The sequence below is a fragment of the Streptomyces sp. AC558_RSS880 genome (assembly GCF_019049255.1).
Classification (GTDB): domain Bacteria; phylum Actinomycetota; class Actinomycetes; order Streptomycetales; family Streptomycetaceae; genus Streptomyces.
Map to the genome: position 1 here is coordinate 130,005 of NZ_JAGMUJ010000191.1, position 20,524 is coordinate 150,528.

Annotated in this window: 10 protein-coding genes; 1 reads left to right on the forward strand and 9 read right to left on the reverse strand. The window is 71.9% G+C overall.

The genetic code is table 11. The features are described 5' to 3' along the window. Positions 1-27: 27 nt before the first annotated feature. The 3 genes from KUM38_RS40335 to KUM38_RS40345 are packed head-to-tail and all read right to left on the reverse strand — an operon-like array spanning position 28 to position 6,513. Positions 28-3,711, reverse strand: a complete 3,684-nt coding sequence (locus KUM38_RS40335) for a hypothetical protein (protein ID WP_217137115.1) — start codon at positions 3,709-3,711, stop codon at positions 28-30. Further along, complete coding sequence (locus tag KUM38_RS40340) at positions 3,704-4,855, reverse strand: hypothetical protein (RefSeq protein ID WP_308409160.1); 1,152 nt, start codon at positions 4,853-4,855, stop codon at positions 3,704-3,706. The genes KUM38_RS40335 and KUM38_RS40340 overlap by 8 nt, the downstream gene beginning before the upstream one ends. Next, complete coding sequence (locus KUM38_RS40345) at positions 4,852-6,513, reverse strand: PD-(D/E)XK nuclease family protein (protein ID WP_217137116.1); 1,662 nt, start codon at positions 6,511-6,513, stop codon at positions 4,852-4,854. The genes KUM38_RS40340 and KUM38_RS40345 overlap by 4 nt, the downstream gene beginning before the upstream one ends. 144 nt (positions 6,514-6,657) lie before the next feature. On the opposite strand from KUM38_RS40345, the gene KUM38_RS40350 reads away from it, so the two are divergent. Further along, on the forward strand, positions 6,658-8,163 hold the full coding sequence (locus tag KUM38_RS40350; protein ID WP_217137117.1) for a serine/threonine-protein kinase: 1,506 nt from the start codon (positions 6,658-6,660) through the stop codon (positions 8,161-8,163). 57 nt (positions 8,164-8,220) lie between these two features. Here KUM38_RS40350 and KUM38_RS40355 read toward each other — a convergent pair whose 3' ends face one another. From KUM38_RS40355 to KUM38_RS40380, 6 genes are all read right to left on the reverse strand, one after another. Beyond that, on the reverse strand, positions 8,221-10,233 hold the full coding sequence (locus KUM38_RS40355; protein WP_217137118.1) for an N-6 DNA methylase: 2,013 nt from the start codon (positions 10,231-10,233) through the stop codon (positions 8,221-8,223). A gap of 220 nt (positions 10,234-10,453) precedes the next feature. After that, positions 10,454-11,752 carry a TIGR02679 family protein gene (locus KUM38_RS40360; RefSeq protein ID WP_217137119.1) on the reverse strand — a complete coding sequence of 433 codons (1,299 nt, stop codon included), beginning with the start codon at positions 11,750-11,752 and terminating at the stop codon, positions 10,454-10,456. Next, positions 11,749-15,960: a TIGR02680 family protein gene (locus KUM38_RS40365; RefSeq protein ID WP_217137120.1), complete on the reverse strand. Its 4,212-nt coding sequence runs from the start codon at positions 15,958-15,960 to the stop codon at positions 11,749-11,751. Before KUM38_RS40365 ends, KUM38_RS40360 begins: the two co-directional genes overlap by 4 nt. Further along, positions 15,957-17,294 carry a TIGR02678 family protein gene (locus tag KUM38_RS40370; protein WP_217137121.1) on the reverse strand — a complete coding sequence of 446 codons (1,338 nt, stop codon included), beginning with the start codon at positions 17,292-17,294 and terminating at the stop codon, positions 15,957-15,959. Before KUM38_RS40370 ends, KUM38_RS40365 begins: the two co-directional genes overlap by 4 nt. After that, complete coding sequence (locus tag KUM38_RS40375; RefSeq protein ID WP_308409161.1) at positions 17,294-18,904, reverse strand: TIGR02677 family protein; 1,611 nt, start codon at positions 18,902-18,904, stop codon at positions 17,294-17,296. The genes KUM38_RS40370 and KUM38_RS40375 overlap by 1 nt, the downstream gene beginning before the upstream one ends. 125 nt (positions 18,905-19,029) lie before the next feature. Continuing rightward, a complete protein-coding gene (locus KUM38_RS40380) occupies positions 19,030-20,394 on the reverse strand; it encodes an erythromycin esterase family protein (protein WP_217137122.1) in 1,365 nt (454 codons plus the stop codon). Between the last annotated feature and the right edge of the window lie 130 nt (positions 20,395-20,524).

Sequence of the window (20,524 nt, forward strand, 5' to 3'; positions counted from 1 at the left end):
GTGGCGTGCGGGCCGGCGCCGGCCGTCTCAGCGGACGGGCCGGTGATGGCCGAGGGCCTGCAGGGCGTCGTGGAAGGGCCGGTAGAGCAGCCGGGCCAGTGCCGGGTCGGCCGGGTCGGGAAAGGCGTCCGGATCGGCATCGGGGGCGAAGTACGGTGACAGAACCGACCGCAGGGCCCGCAGCAGACCGTCGGCGGCCGGGACGGCGGCGCCCGAGGCCGTAGGAGCGAGGGACCGCGCCAGCCGGGGAGCGAAGGCCGCGTCGACGAACACGACCCTGGCGGGTACTCCACCGCGTACCAGGCGGCCGATGACCTGCCACATGGTGACCAGTTGGTCCCATGCGAACGCGCGCTTCTCCCAGGGGGACAGCCGGGAGTAGATGTAACGCCGAGACAGCAGCCGACGCCACTCCTGGCGGCCCGCGAACCTCAGATCACGGCCCGCCTGGTCCAGCGTGGTGGCCTGGGCCACCAGCTCGGTGAAGGTGGCGGGCCCCGGAAGGTCGTCGGCTCGCGGCCGGTCGCGGACGAAGCGACTGATCCAGTCGTTGACGGCGAAGACCGACAGGGACAGCTCGTCGGGCCGGGGATGCGGGCGGGCGAGGAAGAGCGCGGTGCCGAAGGCGGCGTTGCGCTGGACGTTGAGGATGTTGTGGCCGCGTTCGACCGCCAGCAGCGGGGCGACCAGGACTTCCGCGGCCGGGTCCTCGGCGAACAGCGCGAGATCGCCGCGGCGCAGGGTGGACGAGGTGGTCCCGCCCTCCGCGAAACCCATGCCGTGCAGGGCCTGGTCGAGGTCGGCGTCATCCGGTACGAGCACCCGGACCCGGCCCTGCCACCGCTCCTCGGCGTCCAGGGTGTCGGCGACGGCGTAGGCCTCCCGGTAGCTTCCCACCAGCAGCAGTGCCCGCTTGCGGTGGTCGTCGGCGACCTTGGCCAGTTCCAGGTCGAGAGGGCTGTCGCAGCCGCCGGGGCCGGGGCGGCCCAGCTTCGCGGCGATCGCGCGCGCCTGGGTGGTCCGGGCCTTGGGGGCCGTCCCGGACAAGCTCATCGGCCTGCCCTCCTCGTCGTAGAGGAAGTGGGTGTCGAAGCGGGTGCGCGCCACCGCTTCGAGCGATCGGGCGGACGGTTTCAGGACCGCTCCCACCGGGGCGAGCACGTGGGCCCGGGTGGACTCGCCGGCCCAGCTGGTTCCCGACATCAGCACCACATGGGGGCCCGGGCGGCCGGCCGCACGGTCCGCGCCCAGCTCCGGGAGGGAAAGGAGGAGCTCACGTCCGACGCCGGCACAGCGGAAGAAGCGCAGGGTTCCGCTGGTGCGGCCGATCTCGTCACGCTCCCGGTCATCGGGGAGGTACTGGAAACCGAGGACGTTACCCATGGGCGCCTCCGGGATCAGCGGCGCGTAGTCCAGGGGGGCGCGGCGGGCCAGTTCCTTGCCCTGGGTACCGAGACGCAGCGCGGCCTCCACGTGCGGCCACAGGTGGGTGAGGCGGTCCAGGCGCTGGTGCAGGGCGGACAGGAGCAGGGTGAACTCCAGGCGACGGCAGGTCAGGTCCAGCCACTTCTCGTACGCCTCCCCGGTCGACGCCCGGCCGCCATCCGCGACCGGGGTCTGCCGCAGCATCTCGCCGAGAAGCCCGCGGACCCGGTCCCGGGTGCGGGGAGCGGACAAGCCGTGCAGGAGGTCCTGGGCGGTCTCGATCATGGTGTCGGTGAGCGTGCCGCGCCGCCCGCGGCCGCCGAGCGGGTCGTCGCGGAAGGCGTCGAGCAGCGCGGCCAGTTCGTCCCGACGCGGGTCCCGGGGTGCGGTGGGTGCCGTGTCGGGTTCCTTGCCGTCGGTGTCATCCTCGTATCCCTCGTACAGTTCCTGTTCGTCGGCTACCGCTTCAAGGTCGTCCGCGGCGTGGAAGGCGTCGGGGCCCGGTACTCCGTCGAACCAGTCGGCGAGGAGCTTCTCCTGGAGCGCCCAAGGGCTGAAGTACTCGGTGTCGACCCAGTCCCTCAGCGGTTCGTCGGAGATCAGCAGGCGGTACAGCCGGTCGGCGGCAACCGTGACGACTGCCAGGGCCGCGTTCCACTGTTCGACCTGGCGGTCCGTCAGTGGGAGCCGTCCCTGCCGGGAGAGTTCCTCGATCTTGTGCGTGTGCAGCCGGTCGAGCCAGGACTCGAGACCGGGTTGGACGAGGGTGGCCGACGGGGCGAACAGCTCGTCGAATTTCATCTGCACGGAATCGGCCTCGTCGACGAAAATGATGTCGCTGCGGATGCAGGCCAGCTCCAGTTGCCGCAGCCGCTCGTCGTTGAGATGCGAGGGCACCGCGCTCTGCACCAGGCTGGCCGGGTTCGCCACCCAGATCAGCGCGTCGACCTGCGCACGGACCGACCGGTGGCGCGGGCACTCGGCCCAGATGGGGCAGCCGTGGGGGGAGCCCTTCGGTTCCTGGTCGGCGGGCGCGACCTCGCCGGTGCGGGACGTGCCCGGTTCCCAGACGGCGGGGAGGGCATCAGGACCCTGGGCTGCCCGCCCGACGCCTCGCTCGAGGGCGTTCCGCTCCGGATACAGGGTCGTGCACGGCGCGTCGGCATAGCGCAACGGTCTGGCCGCCTCGGTTCCCCGGAGCGCGTCCACGACGCACGCCGTACTCAGCTCGTCGAAACCCTGCGCATCGTGGTCAAGGAGGTTGTCCAGGCCGCGGGAAGCGAGCCGGCGGTGGAGTCGCTGCACATGTGTCTCGCGTGTGCTCGCCCCGAGCAGCGGAACGGCGGACAGGCCGAGAGCGGTGAACAGCTCGCACAGGCGAAGCTGTTCGGCGGCGTCCCCCACGACGATGGTGGTGCGCAGCGGGATCTCCCGGCGGGCGGCCCACACCGCGACCAGTGTCATCAGCGTGCTCTTGCCGGCGCCCACCATGCCCGCCAGGTGCAGCAGGCCGTCCAGCCGCAGCGCGTCGCCGTCGGTGAAGCCGCGCCCGTCCGCGTCCCGTGGCGCGATGCGCACGTCCGCCATGCGCGCCTCCCAGTTCCCCGGCCGCTCGACCCCCGCTTCCCGTTCGGTACGGTCCATCCACCGGGCAGTGCCGACGAGTTCGTCCTGCGTGACGGTGAGCGGCGCGGCCCTCCCGGCACGTCCCACGGACAGATCGTGTCCGGAAGGGCTCTCCAGGACGAGGAGCTCAGGAATCGTGACCGATGTGGTCCGGCGCAGTTCCCGAAAACTGCTGCGGCCCGCCGGTGCCAGAGGAAGCGGCCTGCGGACGAAGTCGGGGACCCGGGCCAGGGCCTGGTCATACACGGCGACACGGCCGGCCGCGACGGTCGGCAGCAGCGGTCGGGGCGCGGTCCGCTCGCGAGGGCCCGGCAGATCGTAGGCGCGCAGCCGTTCGGGAACCAGGCGGTACACGTCGAGCGCCTGGTGCCAGGCGCGTCCCCGCCGGAGCGTCCACAGCATATGGCGGGCGGCGGTGAGCATCGTCTCGTGCTCGCGGGTGTGCGCCAGGCCGGCGGCACGGGCGAAGGGGTAGCCGCCCAGCAGTGTGTAGGCGCCCTCGGCCGGCTCCTGCGGCGCGAGACGCTGCAGCAGGCGCAGCGCCAGTTCGACCTGGCACACATGGACGGGCTTCACTCCGTCGAGCCCGTCGGGCAGCCCGTTCCACACCAGGGCCAGATCGCGGCTCACCGGCCGGTGCCAGCTCTCACGGTCACGCACGGCGGTCTCCCTTGCATGTGCGCAGCCGTCGCTTCGCACGGGTCACGAGTTCGGCATCGGTCAGCAGCGGCAGGTCACCGGCGCTCGCGGGCCGGGCCCGTTCGAAGGCCGCGACGTAGTTGGGGCGGGCCGCCACCCGGTGCACCGGCACTGACCAGAACGCCTCGTCGTACGGCGGATCCTGGGGAACGGGGCGGGCCGAGCGGCCGAGGAACGCCGGGTGTGCCCAGTCCTTGACGTCGACTGCCCAGCGCCAGCCATCGGGGAACACCACCTGGAGGTCGTAGGCGTCGTAGCCGGGCCACATCCGCACCTGAAGCCCCAAGGCCAGCAGTTCACGTTCCAGATCGGCCTCGGCCCTCCCCGGACCGGTAACGAACTGCCGTAGAGGCCGCTCGAGTTGGCTGACCGTGAGAGTACCGTCGCCGGTGATCCGTCGGCCCGGTGGTGGCGGACCCTGACGCCGACAGCGGTCCCGTTCGCACCACCACTCACCCGCTCCGACCGGAGTCAGCAGGGTGAGGCACCGCCCACAGGCCGTGTAGGCGCCGTCCCGCAGGTAGGACTCCGGTACGGGTTTGTAGACACGCCGGATGAGTTCGTGCACGGGTTCCAGCACCATGTCACCGGTCACCTCGTACATCTCGGCGGCCGTGAGAACCGGACGGTGCACGAGCAGCCCGCGGAAGGCGGTGTACGCGTCCTCCTCACCGTACTCGCGGCACAGGCGGAGGGCGACGAGGACGACTTCGCGATCCCGGAAGACCGCGGCCGAGTCGGGGCTCCGACCGGCCCACTCGTGGCACAGCTCGGTGGGCCTGCCCGAGATCTCGTCGAGCAGCCGGTCCCCGGATTCCACCAGGTCGGCGGGAAGGTTCAGGGGCCAGTCCTCGAGCGGCACCGTACGGCAGCGGTCGACGAGTTCCGTCAGCCCGGCGGGCGGGCGGGCGCCGCGCAGCAGGCAGGTCAGCACCGTACGGTCAAGCGCCCGCTGTGCCTCGGCGGGGTAGGGGAGGGTGAAGGAGTCCAGGCCGGTCTGCGCCTCCAGGGCGAGAAGTGCCGTGGCGAGCGTCCGCAGCAGCGGTACGCCGTCGTGCGCCACCCAGTTCGCGGCCGGCACGTCACCATGGTCGTCGATGGTCACCGGGTCTCCCCCGTGGTGTCGGCGGCACGCCGGGAACGTCCCACGGAACACCAGCGCGCCGCCTCACAGTCGGAGCAATCGAAGTCCGGTGCGGGTTCGGCCGCGTAGGTCTCGTCGGCAGCCCAGCCGGTGGCGAGTCCGGCGATGACCTGCCGGGACCGGTCGAGGGTGAGGCCGTCGCAGGGGTCGAGCTCCTCGAGGCGCGCTCCGTCCGGGCGCAGTACTTCCAGCTCAACACGGGAACGACGAGGATCGCCACCCAGCACGCCGGATGCCAACACAAGTACCGCCAGCGCAAGTTGGGGGAACGTCTCCACGAGGCTCCGCCGCTCCCCGAAGCGGTGTGCGGCGGTCTTCGTTTCGCGGATCACCACGCCACCGTCATCCGTGTAGACCACATCGCAGGCGGCGATGACGACGACATCCGCCTGCTCGTCGTACACGGCGACGCGGCGCTGCGGCTCGACCCGCTCCGTGACGGGCAGGCCGTCCAGCGGGCACAGTCCCCTGTGCGCACGGATCATGGCGCGGGCTGCGGGCAACTCGGCCTCGTCGAGCCCCGGCAAGGTGTCGGGCAACGGGATGTCCCGGCAGGGCACCGTCGGGCGTGCGCCATGGCATTCGTTGAGCCAGGCGTCGACCGCACGGCCACGTCGGATCGCCTCGTTCTCCGTCCGGCCGTCACGCAGCTTGAGCACCCTGGTCAGGTGGTACCTGGCCGGGCAGTCCCGGTACGCCCGCAGGTCGGAGACGGAGACACTGCGCCGCTTGCGGGGGCGGGCCGGTCCCGGCACACCGAGCAGACCGGAGGCGCGAGGGACGGTTCGGCAGCCGGCGAGTGCCTCACAGCGGACACAGTCCGAGCCGGGACGCCGGCCTCGGCCGTCGGTCACCTTGGCCATCAGGCCACGCACTTGAAGGTCGAACAGACGCTGGATCTCCTCCACGCCCCAGTCACCGAGCACGGCGGTGGAACCGTCTCCCAGCCCGACGCCGAGGACGCGGACCCTGCGCGGCTGCGGCTGAGGAAGCACGAGAGGTTCGGAGCGCTTCCCGTACGGCATGCGCGCCAGAACCCCCGAGGCGAGCACGTGCGCGGCGGCAACCACCTCAGGAAACGAGCGGTCCTCTTTCACCTGGTTGAGGGATGGAATCCAGAGCTCTCGGACCGTTCCGTCCCCGGACGCGTACTGCCGCCCCCAGGCCGTACGTTCATACTGGTCGGCCCCCCGCGCGTCAAGGACGTTCAACTTTTTTCCGCCCACCCAGCGCAGTTGTACGGGAGAGGTGGCCGGATGTCCGGAGGCCACGCGTGCCGACTGCTCCCGGTCACGCGCGGCAAGGAATGTCCGGGCCGCTTCCCACGCCCATTCCGCGTGCGCACTTGAGCAGTTGCGGACGTGCCAACGGTTCGCGGTCGCCTCGGCGATGGTCCTGCCCTCGTGTTCTACGGCGTCCAGCAGACGGTCCATCGGCTGAAACACGAAGTCCTCGACCGGCTTGCGAAGGGAACGCCCAGGCTGCTGGACGAGCAGGGGACGGGCCCGCAACGCGCGCCCCTCGGGACAGGCGTCGGCCTCTTCGCGCAACAGCGGCGGACCGATTCGGATCAGGGCGCCGTCGCCGTCCACTCCCGGCGGATTCCCCAGAACAGTCACGAGAGCGCCTCCTTGCGCCTCGGCGAGCAGAACGTCCGCCAGAGTGACTTACTCTGTGAACTGAGTCAAGCGACTTGATGCGAACTGACGTGTCACCACTATCGTTATGCCGGGCCGTGGTTGACCACGAAGGAGGACAGGACGATGGAGTCCGGGCAGGTGTTCGCCGGAAGATTCGAGATCACGGGTGGGCCGCGAAGCGGCGGGATGGGAAGCGTGTACCGGGCGCTGGACCCGACGACAGGACGGATCGTCGCGGTGAAGTTCCTGGCTCGCAACCTCTGGGACGGACCGGTCGGCCATGGTGGCGTGCGACCGGGCGCGAACGCCTTCAAGCGATTCGAACGCGAGCGCGCGATGCATGAAAGCCTGGGTGGGCAGGGCGTGCCCCGCCTCGTGGACTATGACTTCGCGTGCGGAAGGCCCTATCTGGTCACGGAGTTCATCGAGGGAAAGGATCTCCGCGACTTTCTCGTCACCCACCGCCCGACGCTGACCGCCACCGTCGCCGTCGTCGTCCAGGTGCTTCGCATCCTGACGCGTGTGCACGCCGCCGGCGTCATCCATCGCGACGTCAAGCCGCACAACCTCGTTCTGGCCGACGACGGCACCGTGTATCTGGTCGACTTCGGCATCGCTCTGCCGACCGACCCCGACGCGACCCGGCACACGGAGGGCCGGACCCCCGGCAGTATCGGTTACAAGGCTCCGGAGATCATCCTCGGTGAGCGCAACCCCGGTCCGGCAGCCGACATCTACGGCGTCGGCTGCACCCTGTTCCGGATGATCACCGGGGAGCACGTGTTCGTGATGAGCAGTCCCGACCACATGATCGAGCGGCATCACTGCGAGACCCCCGCCCCACGCCTGGACTCCTTCGTCGACGGGCTCTCGACCGGCCTGGTCGACCTTGTCGCCCGAATGCTCGACAAGGATCCCGCCGCGCGCCCCACCGCCACGGAGGCCGAATCGGCTCTCCAGCCGTTCCTTCCACGGCCCGGCGACCCGGCCCCGCATCCGGTCCTGGTGCCGGATCCCACCGCACCGTTCAGGACCGGACTCACCACGGTGACCGGAGCAATCGACACCCGAGCCCGTCAAGCCACTGCCACCGGTCGGCGTCGGCCCACAGTGCACCGTCCGTCATCGAACGGGCCGACCCGATCTGGTCTGCGCTCCCTGATCGCCCGGACAGAGGCCGAACTGACCGAACACGGGCCAGGGCCGTATGCGCAGCAGCTCGTGCGATGCCTGCCGGACGTCCGGAACCGCTGGGGCGGACGCGACCCGGATGTGCTGCGGGCGCTGCTCCTCTGTGCCGACGCCGCCCGCCTCTCGGGGGACTGGCCCGGTGCCGGTGCCCGGTACCGGGCGGTGGCACGTGAGACGGCGGGCGTCAGCGTGGGAACGGCGGAACACATCCTGGCTCTGGAGGCCCGGGTCGGAGCGGCCGAGTGTGCTGTTCCGGAAGAGGCCGACGCACGTGGCGCCCTGCTCTGCTGGGAACGCGTCGTTCTGGAGGCGTGCGCGCTCCGGCCGGAGGTGCCCGACCGACTCGTGCGTCGATGCCGCGAGGTGGCTCAGGAACTGGCCGAGTGGGGGCACACGGCGGTCGTCAAGACGTTGCTCGAAAAGTTGCCCGACGCCTGACCGGGGGCGCGTTCGTCCTGCCTCACAAGCCGATGTCCCGAGTCATGCCTCAAACATTCACCCACCGGCCAGCCCGCCCTCCGCCAACAGTCCAGCGAGAACATCCCCCAGAGCATCACTCACCGAGCTCATTTCCGCCGCAGCGCGCTGGAACTCGACCAACTGCCGATGGATTTCACCGTGGCGCCGCTGCTCCTCCAGGGGCGATCGCAGCACCCGCAGACGTCGTACGTCGATACGGGATGACACCGACGCGTGCGTACCCGCGCGCCGCGCGTTCGCACGTACCCGAAGGCATGCCGCCAGGAAGAACGGGTCGAGGCGTTCGGGATCGACACGCAGTCGGTGCATGTGGGGCCCGAGTGCCGTCGGCGCCCTGGTCTCCACCCAGGCGTCGTATCCCTGTGTGGTGCCCACGACCACCACATCACCGAATGCAGTGATCGTGGCCTTCCCTTCCCCGTGCAGGCGCTCCACGTCCTCGGGAGTCATCCACTGCTGCCCGGCGTGCCCTTCGCCCATGAGTAACGGAGTGAGAACCGGTACCGCTTCATCAGGCCGGGGGCCGCGCTGGACGAAGTCCGCAGGCAAGGGGGTTCCGGCGGCCAGCGTAACCGCACCCGTCTGCTCGAGTTCGGCCACGCTCACATCGAAGCGGTCACCCGGCTCACGTACTGCAGTGAGCGTGCGGAGCGCTCTGCTGCCGTCACGCAACGCCAGCAGAGCGGCGTCGAAATCCGCCCATGACCGACGCAGATCCACGGCGGTGGCCACCGCCGTGGCGGGTACGTGCCGGGCGGGCGTGAGATCGGTCTCGTCGCCGAGCAAGTCCAGCACAGGAACCGCGACCGCCCCTTCCACCGCGTCGCCTCTGAGCCCAGCCAGTATCCGATCGCGCACGGCGTCCCAGTCCACAGCTTGACCGCGTCCCGTCGCTGAAGTGTGGCGGCAATCGGCCGTGTCCACGAACGAGACAGAGGAGGCGGTGTGCTCTCCCGCCGGCGAGCGCAGCAGCCACAGATGCAGCCCCACCCCATAGGGCTGAGCCGCGCCGACGGGCAACGCCACCACCATGCGCACCACACCCGCGCGGACGAGTCCGGCCCGGATACGGCGCCCGGCGCGACGCGAGGCGATGGCCGGTGGCAGCAGTACGACGGCCAGGCCCTCCGGGCCCAGCAAGGAGAGAATATGCTGAATCCAAGCCAATTCAGGCTCGGTACGGGGCGGCTGCCCGAATTGCCAGCGCCGGTCGGTGGCAAGTTCGTTGTGCCCCCAGTCCCGCTCGTTGGAGGGAGGGTTGCACAGAACCAGGTCTGCATCGACCTGGGGCAGGGGATCATCTCTCAGCGTGTCGGCCGCCAGTACCCTGCGCCCGAGTTCTGGGGCCTCCAAGGCCAACCAGGCTTCGGCCAGGCTCACGAGAACAGGGTCACGGTCGTGACCAACCAACTCGAGGCCACCCTCATCCGCCCACCTACGCGCTGCCGCGACGAGTAGCCCTCCGGTGCCGCAGGCCGGATCAACGACAGAGCTTACACGTTCCCCGACCCGCACCGCCTGCGCGATTTCCGTCATGAGATCGGCGAGAGGAGGCGGAGTTGTGGCGATCTGTCTCACGTGAGTACCGAGCCAGCGTCCCAAGAGGAAAAGAAATCCGCTGCTACCGCTCTCGCCGTCCTTTCGCGCCAGGTGGAGGGCTTCCCCTGCCAACGCCCGCTCGAGGTCTGTCGCATCGGGTGCCGCATGCTCCACCGGTACCGCACCCTCCTTGCTCAATTGCGCACCCACATGCGCGATGAGGAACCCCATCCGGTCCCGATCACCCAAGTCCTCGATGCGAGACCACAAACGCTCCCAGCTCCTGGCAACGGCGTCACCCTTCTCATGCCGGATCAGCCATTCCTCGACCGAGTCAAGGGAGAACTGCGGGCTGGCGTCCGTACCGGCCACCGGGGACGGGAAGTCGCCATGTCGCCGACGCCAGTTGCTGACGGCGGCGCGTCCCACACCGGCGAGCCGGGCAATGCCGGCCAGCGTCACGGTCACCGGCTCGTCGCGCTGGGCCATGGTGTCCTTCCGGTCTCATGGATGTCTCAATATCGCCGGGCAACGGTACGCCACAGCACTGCGTTTCGCACACATCCTTGCAAGTGACTTATTGACTGAGTTTTCACAGTACCTCGGTCGCAAGACGACGTCATCAGCCCTCTGCTGACCTGCGTCGTGGTAGGGACCGACTGACGTCGTCAGCGAGTCCGCCGCTTTGTTCGCCGACCGACTGCACTCTTCACCTGAGGTCCTCCAGGAGAAGATCGAGCGCCGCCTCCTCGTGCAGGGCGATGCCCAACGCCTCCATGGCGGGCGCCAGTTCCGGGTCCCACGTGGCCTCCACCGGTGGGCCGGTGAGGGGGAGGTGCGGGGTGCCGTGCAGTTGGGTGCGGGTCGCCAGGTACTCGTAGTCGGGGGCGCGCATGCGCCACGGTTCGGCGGCGTAGCGCTGGGTGATGCGGTTGGCGAGGGTGATGCCGGGCCAGTCGAAGTCGCCGTGGTAGGCGAAGGTGCAGCCGGACGCCGCCAGGGTGTCGAGGAGGGTGAGGACGACCGTCGTCGCGCTGCCCGAGGTGCAGACCAGGGGTGCGGTGCGGGCGGTGTCGGCGGCGGCCTCGACCACGCGGGGGTTCTCGCAGACGTGGACCCGGGTGCCGGGCGGCAGCCGCAGGGGCAGTGTGCGCAGTTCGCGCAGGGTCAGGTGGGTTTCCCTGTGGTGGTCGGCGCGCTCGCGCAGGGCCGCCTCCTGCCAGGTGCCGCCGGTGGGGCGCAGGCCGTGGGTGAGGACCGTGCTGGAGACCTCGTCCGGGGTGACCGAGGCCGTGCGCCACAGGGCCCGGCGGGTGGGGGCGTCGGTGGGGAACTCCGTGTCGTGCGCCAGGGCTATGCCGCGCAGGACCAGCCGGGACAGCAGGGTGCCGTCGTCCAGGCCGTGGGCGGAGCCGGTGGCGCGGGTGGCCAGTTCGCCGCGGCCCCAGGAGGCGGGGGCGGGGTGCGCTTCGCCGTCCGGGAAGAGGGTCGCCAGGGTGCGGATGGCCTGGGTGACGACCGTGGTCGCGGTGTGCGGGTCCTGGCGGGTGAGGGTGCCGCCGCGTCGTAGGTCCTCCAGCCACTGCTCCGTCCAGGGGTGGGACGACAGGGAGGTGGACTCCAGCTCCGTCCGGGCCGTCGACCAGACGCGGGCCCGTTCGGTCGCCGCCGCGTCGCGGATCGCCCTGCGGTCCGTCAGGGGCGGGCCCAGTTCCTCCAGGGTCGCGGCCAGGCCCCGGCCGGCCGCGCTGGCGCGCAGGCGGGCGTCCAGGTCGGGGAGGCTGACCGTGGCGGTGGGGCCGGTGACGGGTCTGGCCAGGAGGAGGGACAGGGCCTCGCGTTCAGTCGCGTCCAGGCGCTGGAGTCTCATGGTTCCGGTCGGCTGGAGGCCCTGGCGTTCGAGGCGGGCGCGTGCCGCCGTCCAGAGGCGGGTGAGGCCCGGCCGGGTGAGGAAGGCGAGGGTCTCGGCGTCCAGGGAACCCTCGCCGGCGCGTCCGGGGCGGCTCATACCGGCATCAGTCTGCGCTGCCGCCCGTTCCACGTGTAGTGGAGCGTCGCCACGCCCCGTACGTGCGGGTCGCGCAGGCATTCGTAGATGTGCAGGGAGGGCACGTCGGGCCAGTTGCCGATCAGGCGTTCGCTGGTGAGGACGAAGTCGAGGTCCAGGTCGACCAGGATGCGGCCGAGGCGGGCGTGCGTGGGCTCGTCGACCTTGGCGAACGCGTCGTCGAGGAGGATGAGGCGGGGGGTGTGCGGGGCGGCGTCGGCGAGGCCGGTGAAGTGCGCCGCCGCCGCGGCGAAGAGGACCAGGTAGGACAGGACCCGCTGTTCGCCCTGGCTCAGGCCGGTGCGGCCGGAGAGTTTGCGGCGGCTGCCCGGTGCCGCGTCGTTCACCACCCAGGGGGTGAAGGTGAACCAGTCCCGGTAGTCCAGGGCGGTGCGCAGGTGGGCCGCGTATCCGGCGGCCGGGTCGGCGCGGCGGGCGTCCTCGATACGGCGCTGGAGGACTTCGCGGAGCCGCTCGGACTGCTCGCGGGTGCGCAGGCCCGAGGGGCTGCGCAGGAGGTCGACGGCCGCCTTGACGTCCGCCTCCACGCCGTCGGCCAGTTTCCAGTCGAGGGCGACGCCCAGGCCGTGTGACGTGCGGACCGTGGCGAGGGTGGTGTTGAGGGCGGTGACCAGGGCTCCCGCGGCCAGTACCTGTGCGGAGAGGTGGTCGCCCAGCTCTCCGGTCAGGAAGCGCTGGAAGACCTCGCGTTCGCGTTCCGTCAGACGGTCGCGTGCCTCGGCGGCCTCGGTCGCGATGCGTTCGCCGACCTCGGCGATGTCCCGCGGGCCCTGGTCGTCGACGAGCCGGCACAGCTTGATGCCGTCGTTCTCCTCGATGGTCGCGTCGTAGCCGCCGGAGAGCTGGTCGCGCAGTTCGGTGTGGCGGTTGAGGAGGGTGGTGTCGGAGATGTCGCGGCGCTCGGCGTCCAGGCCGCGGCGCACGGCGTCGGTCAACAGGCCCAGTGCCGTGATGCGCTCCCGGACGTCCCGGTGGACGGGGTCCGGGGACTTCAGGACCGCTCCCCCGTCCGCGTCGGTGTCGAGGCCCGCTCCCTTCAGTACGCCCGGCAGCGCGAGGGCCGCGCGCAGTCTCCTGCCGCAGGCCAGCGCCTCGGTCTCCTGTGCGGCGAGTGCCTCGTGCCGCTTCCGCTCGTCCTCCTCCGCCCGTACGCGCAGGTCGTGCACGTCGCTGCGGTCCCTCCGGGCGGGCGGCAGTTGACGTCCCACCGCGTCCAGGCGGCGCTTCGCGTCGGCCTCCCTGGCGAGGATCTCCTGCTCCGTGGCGCCGAGGGCCTCCTCCAGGGCCCGGACGGTGCGACGGGCGGCCTCCAGGCGGCCGAGCGGCTCGGCGTAGTCCGCCTCGGCCTCCCGGCGGGCCGAGGCGGCGCGCTCGTAGTCGGTGCGGCTGCCGCGGTGGTTCTCGGCCGTGGACAGGACCGCGCGGATCCGCCGCCGCAGTTGCCGCGTGCCCTGTCCGAGGCGGTCGAGGGCCAGGCGAACCGTTTCGAGTGCGGCCGGGTCCGCCGGGAGGCCCTGGGCGTTCGCCGTCGCCTCGGTCTCGCGCCGGGCGGCGACCGCGCGGGCACGCGCCTGGTGCGCCTCGCGGGCGGCCGCGGACGCCTGCGAGGCGAGGGACTCGACGGCGCGGTCGGCCTCGGCGGTACGGGCCCACGCGTCCGTCAGTCCACGGGCCGAGGGCGGTCGGCGCAGGGTGTGGTCGACCTGGTCGCGGTGGTCGGTGAGGATGCGCAGGGCGTGCCGGCGCTCCTCCAGCTCGCCTTCCAGGTCGCTCAGCCTGCGGTCGATGTCCGCCAGTGCGCGGCGGCGGGTCTCCGCACGCACCTCCGCGCCCACGTACTCGGCGGTCTGCTTGGCGTGGCGGCCGCGGGCGATGCCGAGCCGCCAGGAGCCGTCGGTGCCGATCACGGTGGGCGGTCCGGTCTCCGCGTCGGCGGCCGTGTCGACAGCGGTGACGGGGACTCCGTCCTCGGCGAGGGCCACCGTCTCCAGCAGGCGTCGCACCTGCTCCGTCGTCACCCCGCTGTCCGGCGCGGCGACGGGCCGCAGCACCCGGGTGAGCGCCGGCCCGGCCACGGGTGTTCCGGGGACCAGGAGGGTGTCCCGTGTGGCCGGGTCGAGGACCGTGCCGTCGGCGCGCACCCAGGCGTCGAGCAGGCCGCTCGCCTCCAGCGCGGCCTCCAGCCCGGTCCGCGCGTCCGGTTCCAGGTCGGGGGCGAAGTCCACCAGACGGTACAGGGGTGCCCCGGTGCCGGGTGTGCGGGGCGCCGCGCGGTGGGGTGGGGGCGGGGGCTCGGGGTCGGTGCGGTGCTCCCATTGCTCGCGCCGGCGCCTCAGGTCGTTCCGTTCCGTGTCCAGCGCGCGGACGGTCAGGGCGAGGGCGTCGCGTTCCTCGGCCAGGTCCGTCAGCCAGGGGTCGACGGCGGACCTGGCGGTGTCGGCCACCTCGTCGGGGGCGTGGGCGGGCAGCGGGCCGTCGGCCGGATCGTGCGTGACGAGGGCGAGTACGTCGTCCAGGGGCAGGCCGGTGAGTTTCCGCAGGTGGCCGGTCCACGTCCCGGCCGCGTCCGCGTACGCCTCTCCCTCGCGCACGGTTTCCTGCCGGCGCTGGTCCACCCGGGTGCGCGCGTGCTCCACCTGTTCTTCCAGGCGCTCCCGGGTGGCGTCGGCCTCGTCCGCCTCCCGGTGGGCCGCGTCCGACCGCTCGATGAGGGCGCCCAGTTCGGTGACGAAGCGGACGCGGTTCCTGATCAGCGGCTGTGCGGCGTCGAGCCGGGTGTCCCAGGCGTGCAGCGCGGTGGTGCAGAGTTCGGTGTCGACCGCCAGCACCTCGCTGTGCCGGACCAGGTGGAAGTCGCCTCCCGGGGCGGTCAGTTCCGCCGTGGTGGCGGGTGCGACCGGGGCGACGGGGGTCGCCATGGGCTCCCCGAGGTGCGCGGGGTCCACTCCGGACCGCTCGGCCTCTCGTACCGACTCGGCGTGTGCGGTGCTCAGTTCCACCAGTTCTTCGCCGAGCCGTCCGGCCTCGGCGGTGAGGCGCAGGCCTGCCTCCTCCTCGCTCAGGTGCGCCTGGCGGACGGCCTTGAAGGCGGCGCCGGCCGCGCTGTGCAGGGCGGTGACGGTGTCGCGCTTCTCTCCGAGTTCCCGCAGGCTGCGGTATCCGGCGCCGGCGTGCAGCGCGGCCAGGTCCGTCCCGGCCGCGGCCGACTCGCCTTCGAGGGTCTCGATGCGGGCGTCGAGTTCCCGCTCGCGCTCACGGAGTTCCTCCGCCTTGCGCACCGCGTCGGCGGCGGACCTGCGGTGCTCCGCCAGCCGCTCCAGGTCACCGCTCGCCTGGTCGGCGCGGCGGCGCAGGGCGCCGTGCAGGTAGCCGCGGTAGGAGGTGAGGAAGGTGCGCAGTGCCCGGTCGGTGCGTTCGAGGCGTCCGAGGTAGGCCCGGACGGAGTCGAGGTCGTCCAGGCCCCGGGCCACCTTCTCCACGACCTCGTCGTCGAGGGCGGGCAGGGTCTCGGCGAGGACCTGGACCAGTCCGCCGGAGTCGATGCGGTCGCCGATGGTGGGACGGCGCAGCCGGTGCAGCAGGTGGAGCAGGTTGCGGTAGCGCGCCGGGTCGGTGAGGCCGAACAGGTCGCGGGCGACCCTGGCCCGGTGCTCGACGGCGCGGTCGGTGACGTTCTCCGGGCCGACCAGGGACTTCAGCCGGTCGACGGGGAGGGGGTGGCCGGCGGGGGCGAGGTCGAGGTCCTCTCCGACGCGCAGGCGTGTGGTGAAGAAGAAGGGCTTCGCCGTCTTGGTCGACTGCGACGCCCGGACGGCGGCGCCGACGGTCAGCCGCTGTTCGTCGCCCTCCTCGTCCGTCCGCGTGAACTCCAGCCAGAGGTAGCCCAGCCGGTTGGTCCGGGTGAAGCCGTCGAGCATCAGCCAGGCCAGGGTGGTGCGGCCGGTTCCCGTGGCGTCCAGCGCGCGGGCGTCGCCGTCGAGGAGGTAGGGCAGCAGCATCTCCAGGGCCTTGGACTTGCCGGCGCCGTTCTTGCCGCGCAGCAGCATGCGGCCCTCGCCGAAGGTGAACTCCTGGTGGTCGTACTGCCAGACGTTCCGGATGCCCGCGCGGTGCAGTCGGTAGCGGTGCGGGGACGGCGGGCGGTTCATCGGGGTGGCTCCTTGGCAGGGTCGTCCGTCGACGACGGGGTGGTACGTGGTGTGACGGCCACCGTGGTGGCGTAGCGGGCGGCCGCGGCGAGCAGGATCCAGCCGCCGTCGGCGCGGTCCTGGCCGCGTGCGCCCGAGACGTCGGTGACGGAGCGGCCGTCGGCCGTCGTCTCCTCGTATCCCTCGGGCAGGCCGTGGCCGTCCGCGCGGACGGGGCCGGCGGGGGCGATCAGACGCATCCGGACGAGGAGGTCGAGTACGGCGGCGAGGAATCCGTCCCGGTCCTCCAGGTGGCCGCGCTGCCAGGTGCCGCGCCTGCCGTACTCCTCGATCAGTTCGTCGAGCAGGCCGGGCAGCAGTCCGTCCGGGACGGGTACCCCGATGACGAGCCGGCCGCCGACCGCCGGATGGCCCGGGTCCTCGGGTCGCAGCCGCTCGACCAGCCGCTCCACGAGGAGCAGCGCGGCCTGGGCGACCGTGCCGGTGCCCGGGAGGTGGAGGTCGGTGAGGTCGTCGTCCGTGTCGATCAGGGCGATGCCCTCGGCGCGGATCTCGGCCTCCAGGCCGAGCAGTTCGGAGAAGGCCTGCGCCTCGCGCCGCTGCCGGGTGCGCAGCCACTCGCGCTCGGCGTCGGTGAGGTCGTCGAGGTGGACGACGGGGGTTTCGACGAGGCGCCGCCGGACGTACGTACGGGGTCCTCCGAAGCCGGGGTCGGCGGCCCGGCGGACGAGGTCGGCGCCGTCGCGGCTCTGGGCGAGCGGGCCGGCGACGACGGCTCGCGCGAGGTCGCGGTCCACGGTGAGCAGTGCTTCCCCGTCCCGCTCCTCGGCGACGGCCGTCACCTGGCCCTCGGTCTCCACCAGGACGCCCCAGTCGACGAGTTGGCGCAGGGCGGCGGCGAGGGTGCGGCGCTCGGCCTGCCGTCCGGTGTCGGTGATCTCGATGCCGGCGTCGACGGCCGCGGCGCGCAGGTCGGCGACGAGCTGGGAGAGCAGGAGTTGTTCCGGGGCGGTGACGAGGACGGACAGGGCGAGGGTCAGGTAGGCGTACGTCCGTGGGGTGAACGGCGTTCCGGTCGACGGCCGTTCCAGGCGGTGGCCCGAGTTCGGGCCGAGGCCCGCCTTGAACAGCCGGGCGTAGGAGGCCTCGACCAGCAGGCGGTAGCCGAACACCTGCTGGAAGCGCTGGGCGAGCCAGTCGGCGTGGCGGCGGATCAGGGGGAACGTGTCGCTGTGCGGTCCGGTGCTGGTGACCAGCGGGTGGGCCAGCAGGAGCCGGGCGGCGGTGCGGCGTTCGGCGGCGAGGGCGACGTCGTGGGCGGAGGGCAGGGGCATCAGGCGCTCGCCTCCCTGGCCTCGGGCATCGTTGCCGCCGGCGTCGGTACGGAGATGTGCTCGACGGCCACGGTGAGGTCGTCCGCGGTCAGGTCGCCGTCCACGGACCGCAGGACCGTGGACCGGCCGGGCGTGCGCCACGCGGTCAGCCGGATGCCGAGGTCCGCGTCCTCCGCCTGTGCGCCGTCGAGCAGGAAGCCGTCGCTTTCCCGGTGCAGCCGGGCATTGCCGAGTGCGGTGGTGAGCAGCTCCAGCAGCAGTCGCATGGCGGGGGCGCCGAGGCGTACCTGGTCGAACCGGCCGGACGCGCTGCGCAGTTCTTCGGCCGCCGCCTGCCGGGCCTCGGCCTGCTGCCGGGCCTGCTCCACGAGGCGGCGCTTCTGCTCGCCGTGGTCCTCGGCCGCCGCCGCGCGTCCGCGCGGTGATCTGCTGCCCCGTTCGCGCAGCGCCACCGGCACGTCCACCACGGGGCCGGTCCACCAGCTCACATAGGCCGGTACGGACCGGTCGGGGTCGGGCGCGACTCCCAGGTGCCGTGCGCCGTAGAGCCCGAAGGCGGCGACCGCCAGGTCGTGGGCCTCCTCCGGTTCCGCGGCGTCGAACCAGGCCGCGAGCCGCAGCAGGTCCCTGCGGCGGGACATCTCGCCGGAGGCCGAGCGCAGCATCCGCTTGGCGTTGGCGAGCAGCGCCTGCAGGGCGCGCAGGGTGGCGTCCCGCAGCTGGTCCACCTGGCTGGAGTGCGCTCCGGTGGCGGTGAACCACTCCCGCATGCCCTCCCAGTCCGCCAGGTCCCGGCCGCGGCTGCGCTGCACCCGGGTCTCGGGCAGGCCGTCGGCGGGTGCTCCGATGCCCGCCGCGTGCGCGTCGATGCGGGCGAGCAGCGCCGGCAGGTGCGGCCGGACGGCGTCCAGGTGGGCCGCGATGCGCGGGGCCCGGAAGGAGACGTCCTCGGTGATGGCCTGCACGTAGTCGAGCAGCAGTTCCTTGAAGCCCTGGTACTCGGCCGAGTCGAGGTCGTAGCGCGCCAGCACCTGGCCCAGGTAGGCGTAGAAGTCGCGGACGGACTCGGCGAAGCCGGTGAACTGCACGAAGAGCGTGCTGATCCGCTCCAGCGCCTGCTGCGGATCCGCGCCGCCCGGTGCCGCGGCCATGGCGGCGATCTCGCGCAGACCGCGGTCGACCAGCGCCAGCAGCTCGCTGCTCACCTCGCGGGCCGCGTCCGCCCCGGCCAGCACCTCGTCCGCGTCGCGCTGCACCCGCTCCCCCAGCTTGGAGAGCTGGTAGCGGGAGCGGGAGCGCTGGTACTCGGCGATGCTCGTCGCCCTGACGGTGTGGGTGCTGCGCAGCAGATTGCCCCAGCGCACGAGCTCCTCGAGCCTGCGGGGGAGCGTCTCCGCGTCCAGTCCCGCCCCCGGGCCGCCGCGCTCGGCCAGCTTGGTGAGCAGGTCGGGCACGGACAGGTCCGTCAGCAGCGTGCCGCAGAACACGCGCATCACCGCGACGTACTCCAGGCGCTCGGGCGCGCTGAGGTAGGCGTACGCGCTCAGCCGCTGCCAGACCTCCGCGTCCGCTTCCTGCCCCTGCGGTGCGTTTCTCTCTTTCCCCTCCACACCGTCGAGACTACGGACCGCCACTGACAGCGCACAGCGGGGTGGGGGATGACCAGCCGATCAGGCGTCTCATTCGGTCACATACGCACATGATCGGCTGTTTTCGCATGGCGTCCGGTCGGGAATCACCGGTCGCCCAGGTACGTGGTCGCCTCGACCTCGTTCAGGTGAATGAGGATGTCATGGGCCTCGCCGAGGGCGATCCTGTATTCCACGGGGTCGGGCCAGCCGGCGCCTATGTTCCAGGTGGGGCGGGGCTCGGCCAGCCAGGTGCGCACGGAGCGGGGAGCCGTGCGCATGTCCAGGACGTAGTCGCGTGGGCGGGCCCGGTCCAGGGTGTGTTCGTTGGAGCCCGGCTTCGCGGCGTCCACGCGGTAGGTGCGGATCACGTCGTCGGTGCCGAACGCCTTGAAGGCGCCGCTGTGGAAACTGAAGCCGATGCTGACGTAGTCCCCGCCCAGCGCGTCGCGCAGGAACGCGCCCTGCGTCTTCGGGTAGCGCGGGTCGAAGGCCTCGTAGGAGACGTGGGTGTTGTGGGCCGACAGCAGGATCCGGTCGCCGGTGTGCCGGTGCCACCAGGCCACGTTCTCGGCCATCACCCGGTCGCGGTACTTCATCATCTCCGTGACCTGGGCCTCGTCGGTGATGTCGTAGGAATACCCCTTGGCCATCTGGTGGATGGCCCTCGCGTGCTGGACCGTCCGGACGTGTTCCCGCCGGCTCGAACCGGGGACCGCGCGCTGGCCGCGGAGCAGTTCGTACGCCTCCAGGGTGCGCTCGGCGCGCTTCTTGCGTTCCGGCAGGGGGAGTTCGAGGTACTGCTCCATGTACGTGGCGGCGTCGGTGGCCGGTGCCAGGCCGTCGTAGAGGGCGGCGACGCGGGCCTTCAGGTGCGGGTGGGCACGGGCCACGTGGTCGGTCACCCGCCGGTACAGCTCCGGTCCGGCGTAGCCCATGTCGTTGCCCGCGAAGCGCACCGGGTCGGTGGGGTGGTGGCGGTTGTGGGCGCGCATCCACTCGATGAGGTCCAGGTAGTCCGCGTTGTTCCAGATGCGGTAGGAGCCCTGGAACTCCTCGCGCGCTATGCGGTCGAGGTCGCCCTTGCCGTACAGCACGTACTCGTCGACGCGGACGCCGCTGCTCCAGGGCAGTTCCAGGGAGAAGGTCCGGAAGCCCTTCCGCTCGACCAGATAGCGCAGGACCCGGTGCTTCATCCGGAAGAAGTCCCGGGAGCCGTGGGTGGCCTCGCCCAGGCCCACCACCTCGGCGTCCTTCACCATGCGGCCCAGCGCGCTCAAGTCCCGCAGGCCGCCTTCGGGGTCGGTGCTCCTCAGTGTGTGGGCGCTGCGCTCGATCGCGTCGACCACGCTCGCCGCGGTCGGGCCGGAGGAGTGTTCCGGCGTGCCGGCGGTGGCCGGGGTGGCCACCGCTACGGCGCTCAGGGAGAGGAGGAGGGCCGAGGAGAGCACTGCTGCCTTGCGTGGTGTCATGCCAGTAGGTTTCCGTGCGCACGAAGGCGTGCGCCAACCCACGGGCTGCCCACTCTCAGGTACCGCAGGCACTACTCGGCGAGGGCTGCCCCCCGGGGGGAGGGGGCAGCCGGACAGCGAGGGGACGGGG

Bases quoted from the DNA above. Each gene is read 5' to 3' on its own strand.
- KUM38_RS40350 (WP_217137117.1), top strand. From the start codon at position 6,658: ATGGAGTCCGGGCAGGTGTTCGCCGGAAGATTCGAGATCACGGGTGGG.
- KUM38_RS40355 (WP_217137118.1), bottom strand. From the start codon at position 10,233: ATGGCCCAGCGCGACGAGCCGGTGACCGTGACGCTGGCCGGCATTGCC.
- KUM38_RS40360 (WP_217137119.1), bottom strand. From the start codon at position 11,752: ATGAGCCGCCCCGGACGCGCCGGCGAGGGTTCCCTGGACGCCGAGACC.
- KUM38_RS40365 (WP_217137120.1), bottom strand. From the start codon at position 15,960: ATGAACCGCCCGCCGTCCCCGCACCGCTACCGACTGCACCGCGCGGGC.
- KUM38_RS40370 (WP_217137121.1), bottom strand. From the start codon at position 17,294: ATGCCCCTGCCCTCCGCCCACGACGTCGCCCTCGCCGCCGAACGCCGC.
- KUM38_RS40380 (WP_217137122.1), bottom strand. From the start codon at position 20,394: ATGACACCACGCAAGGCAGCAGTGCTCTCCTCGGCCCTCCTCCTCTCC.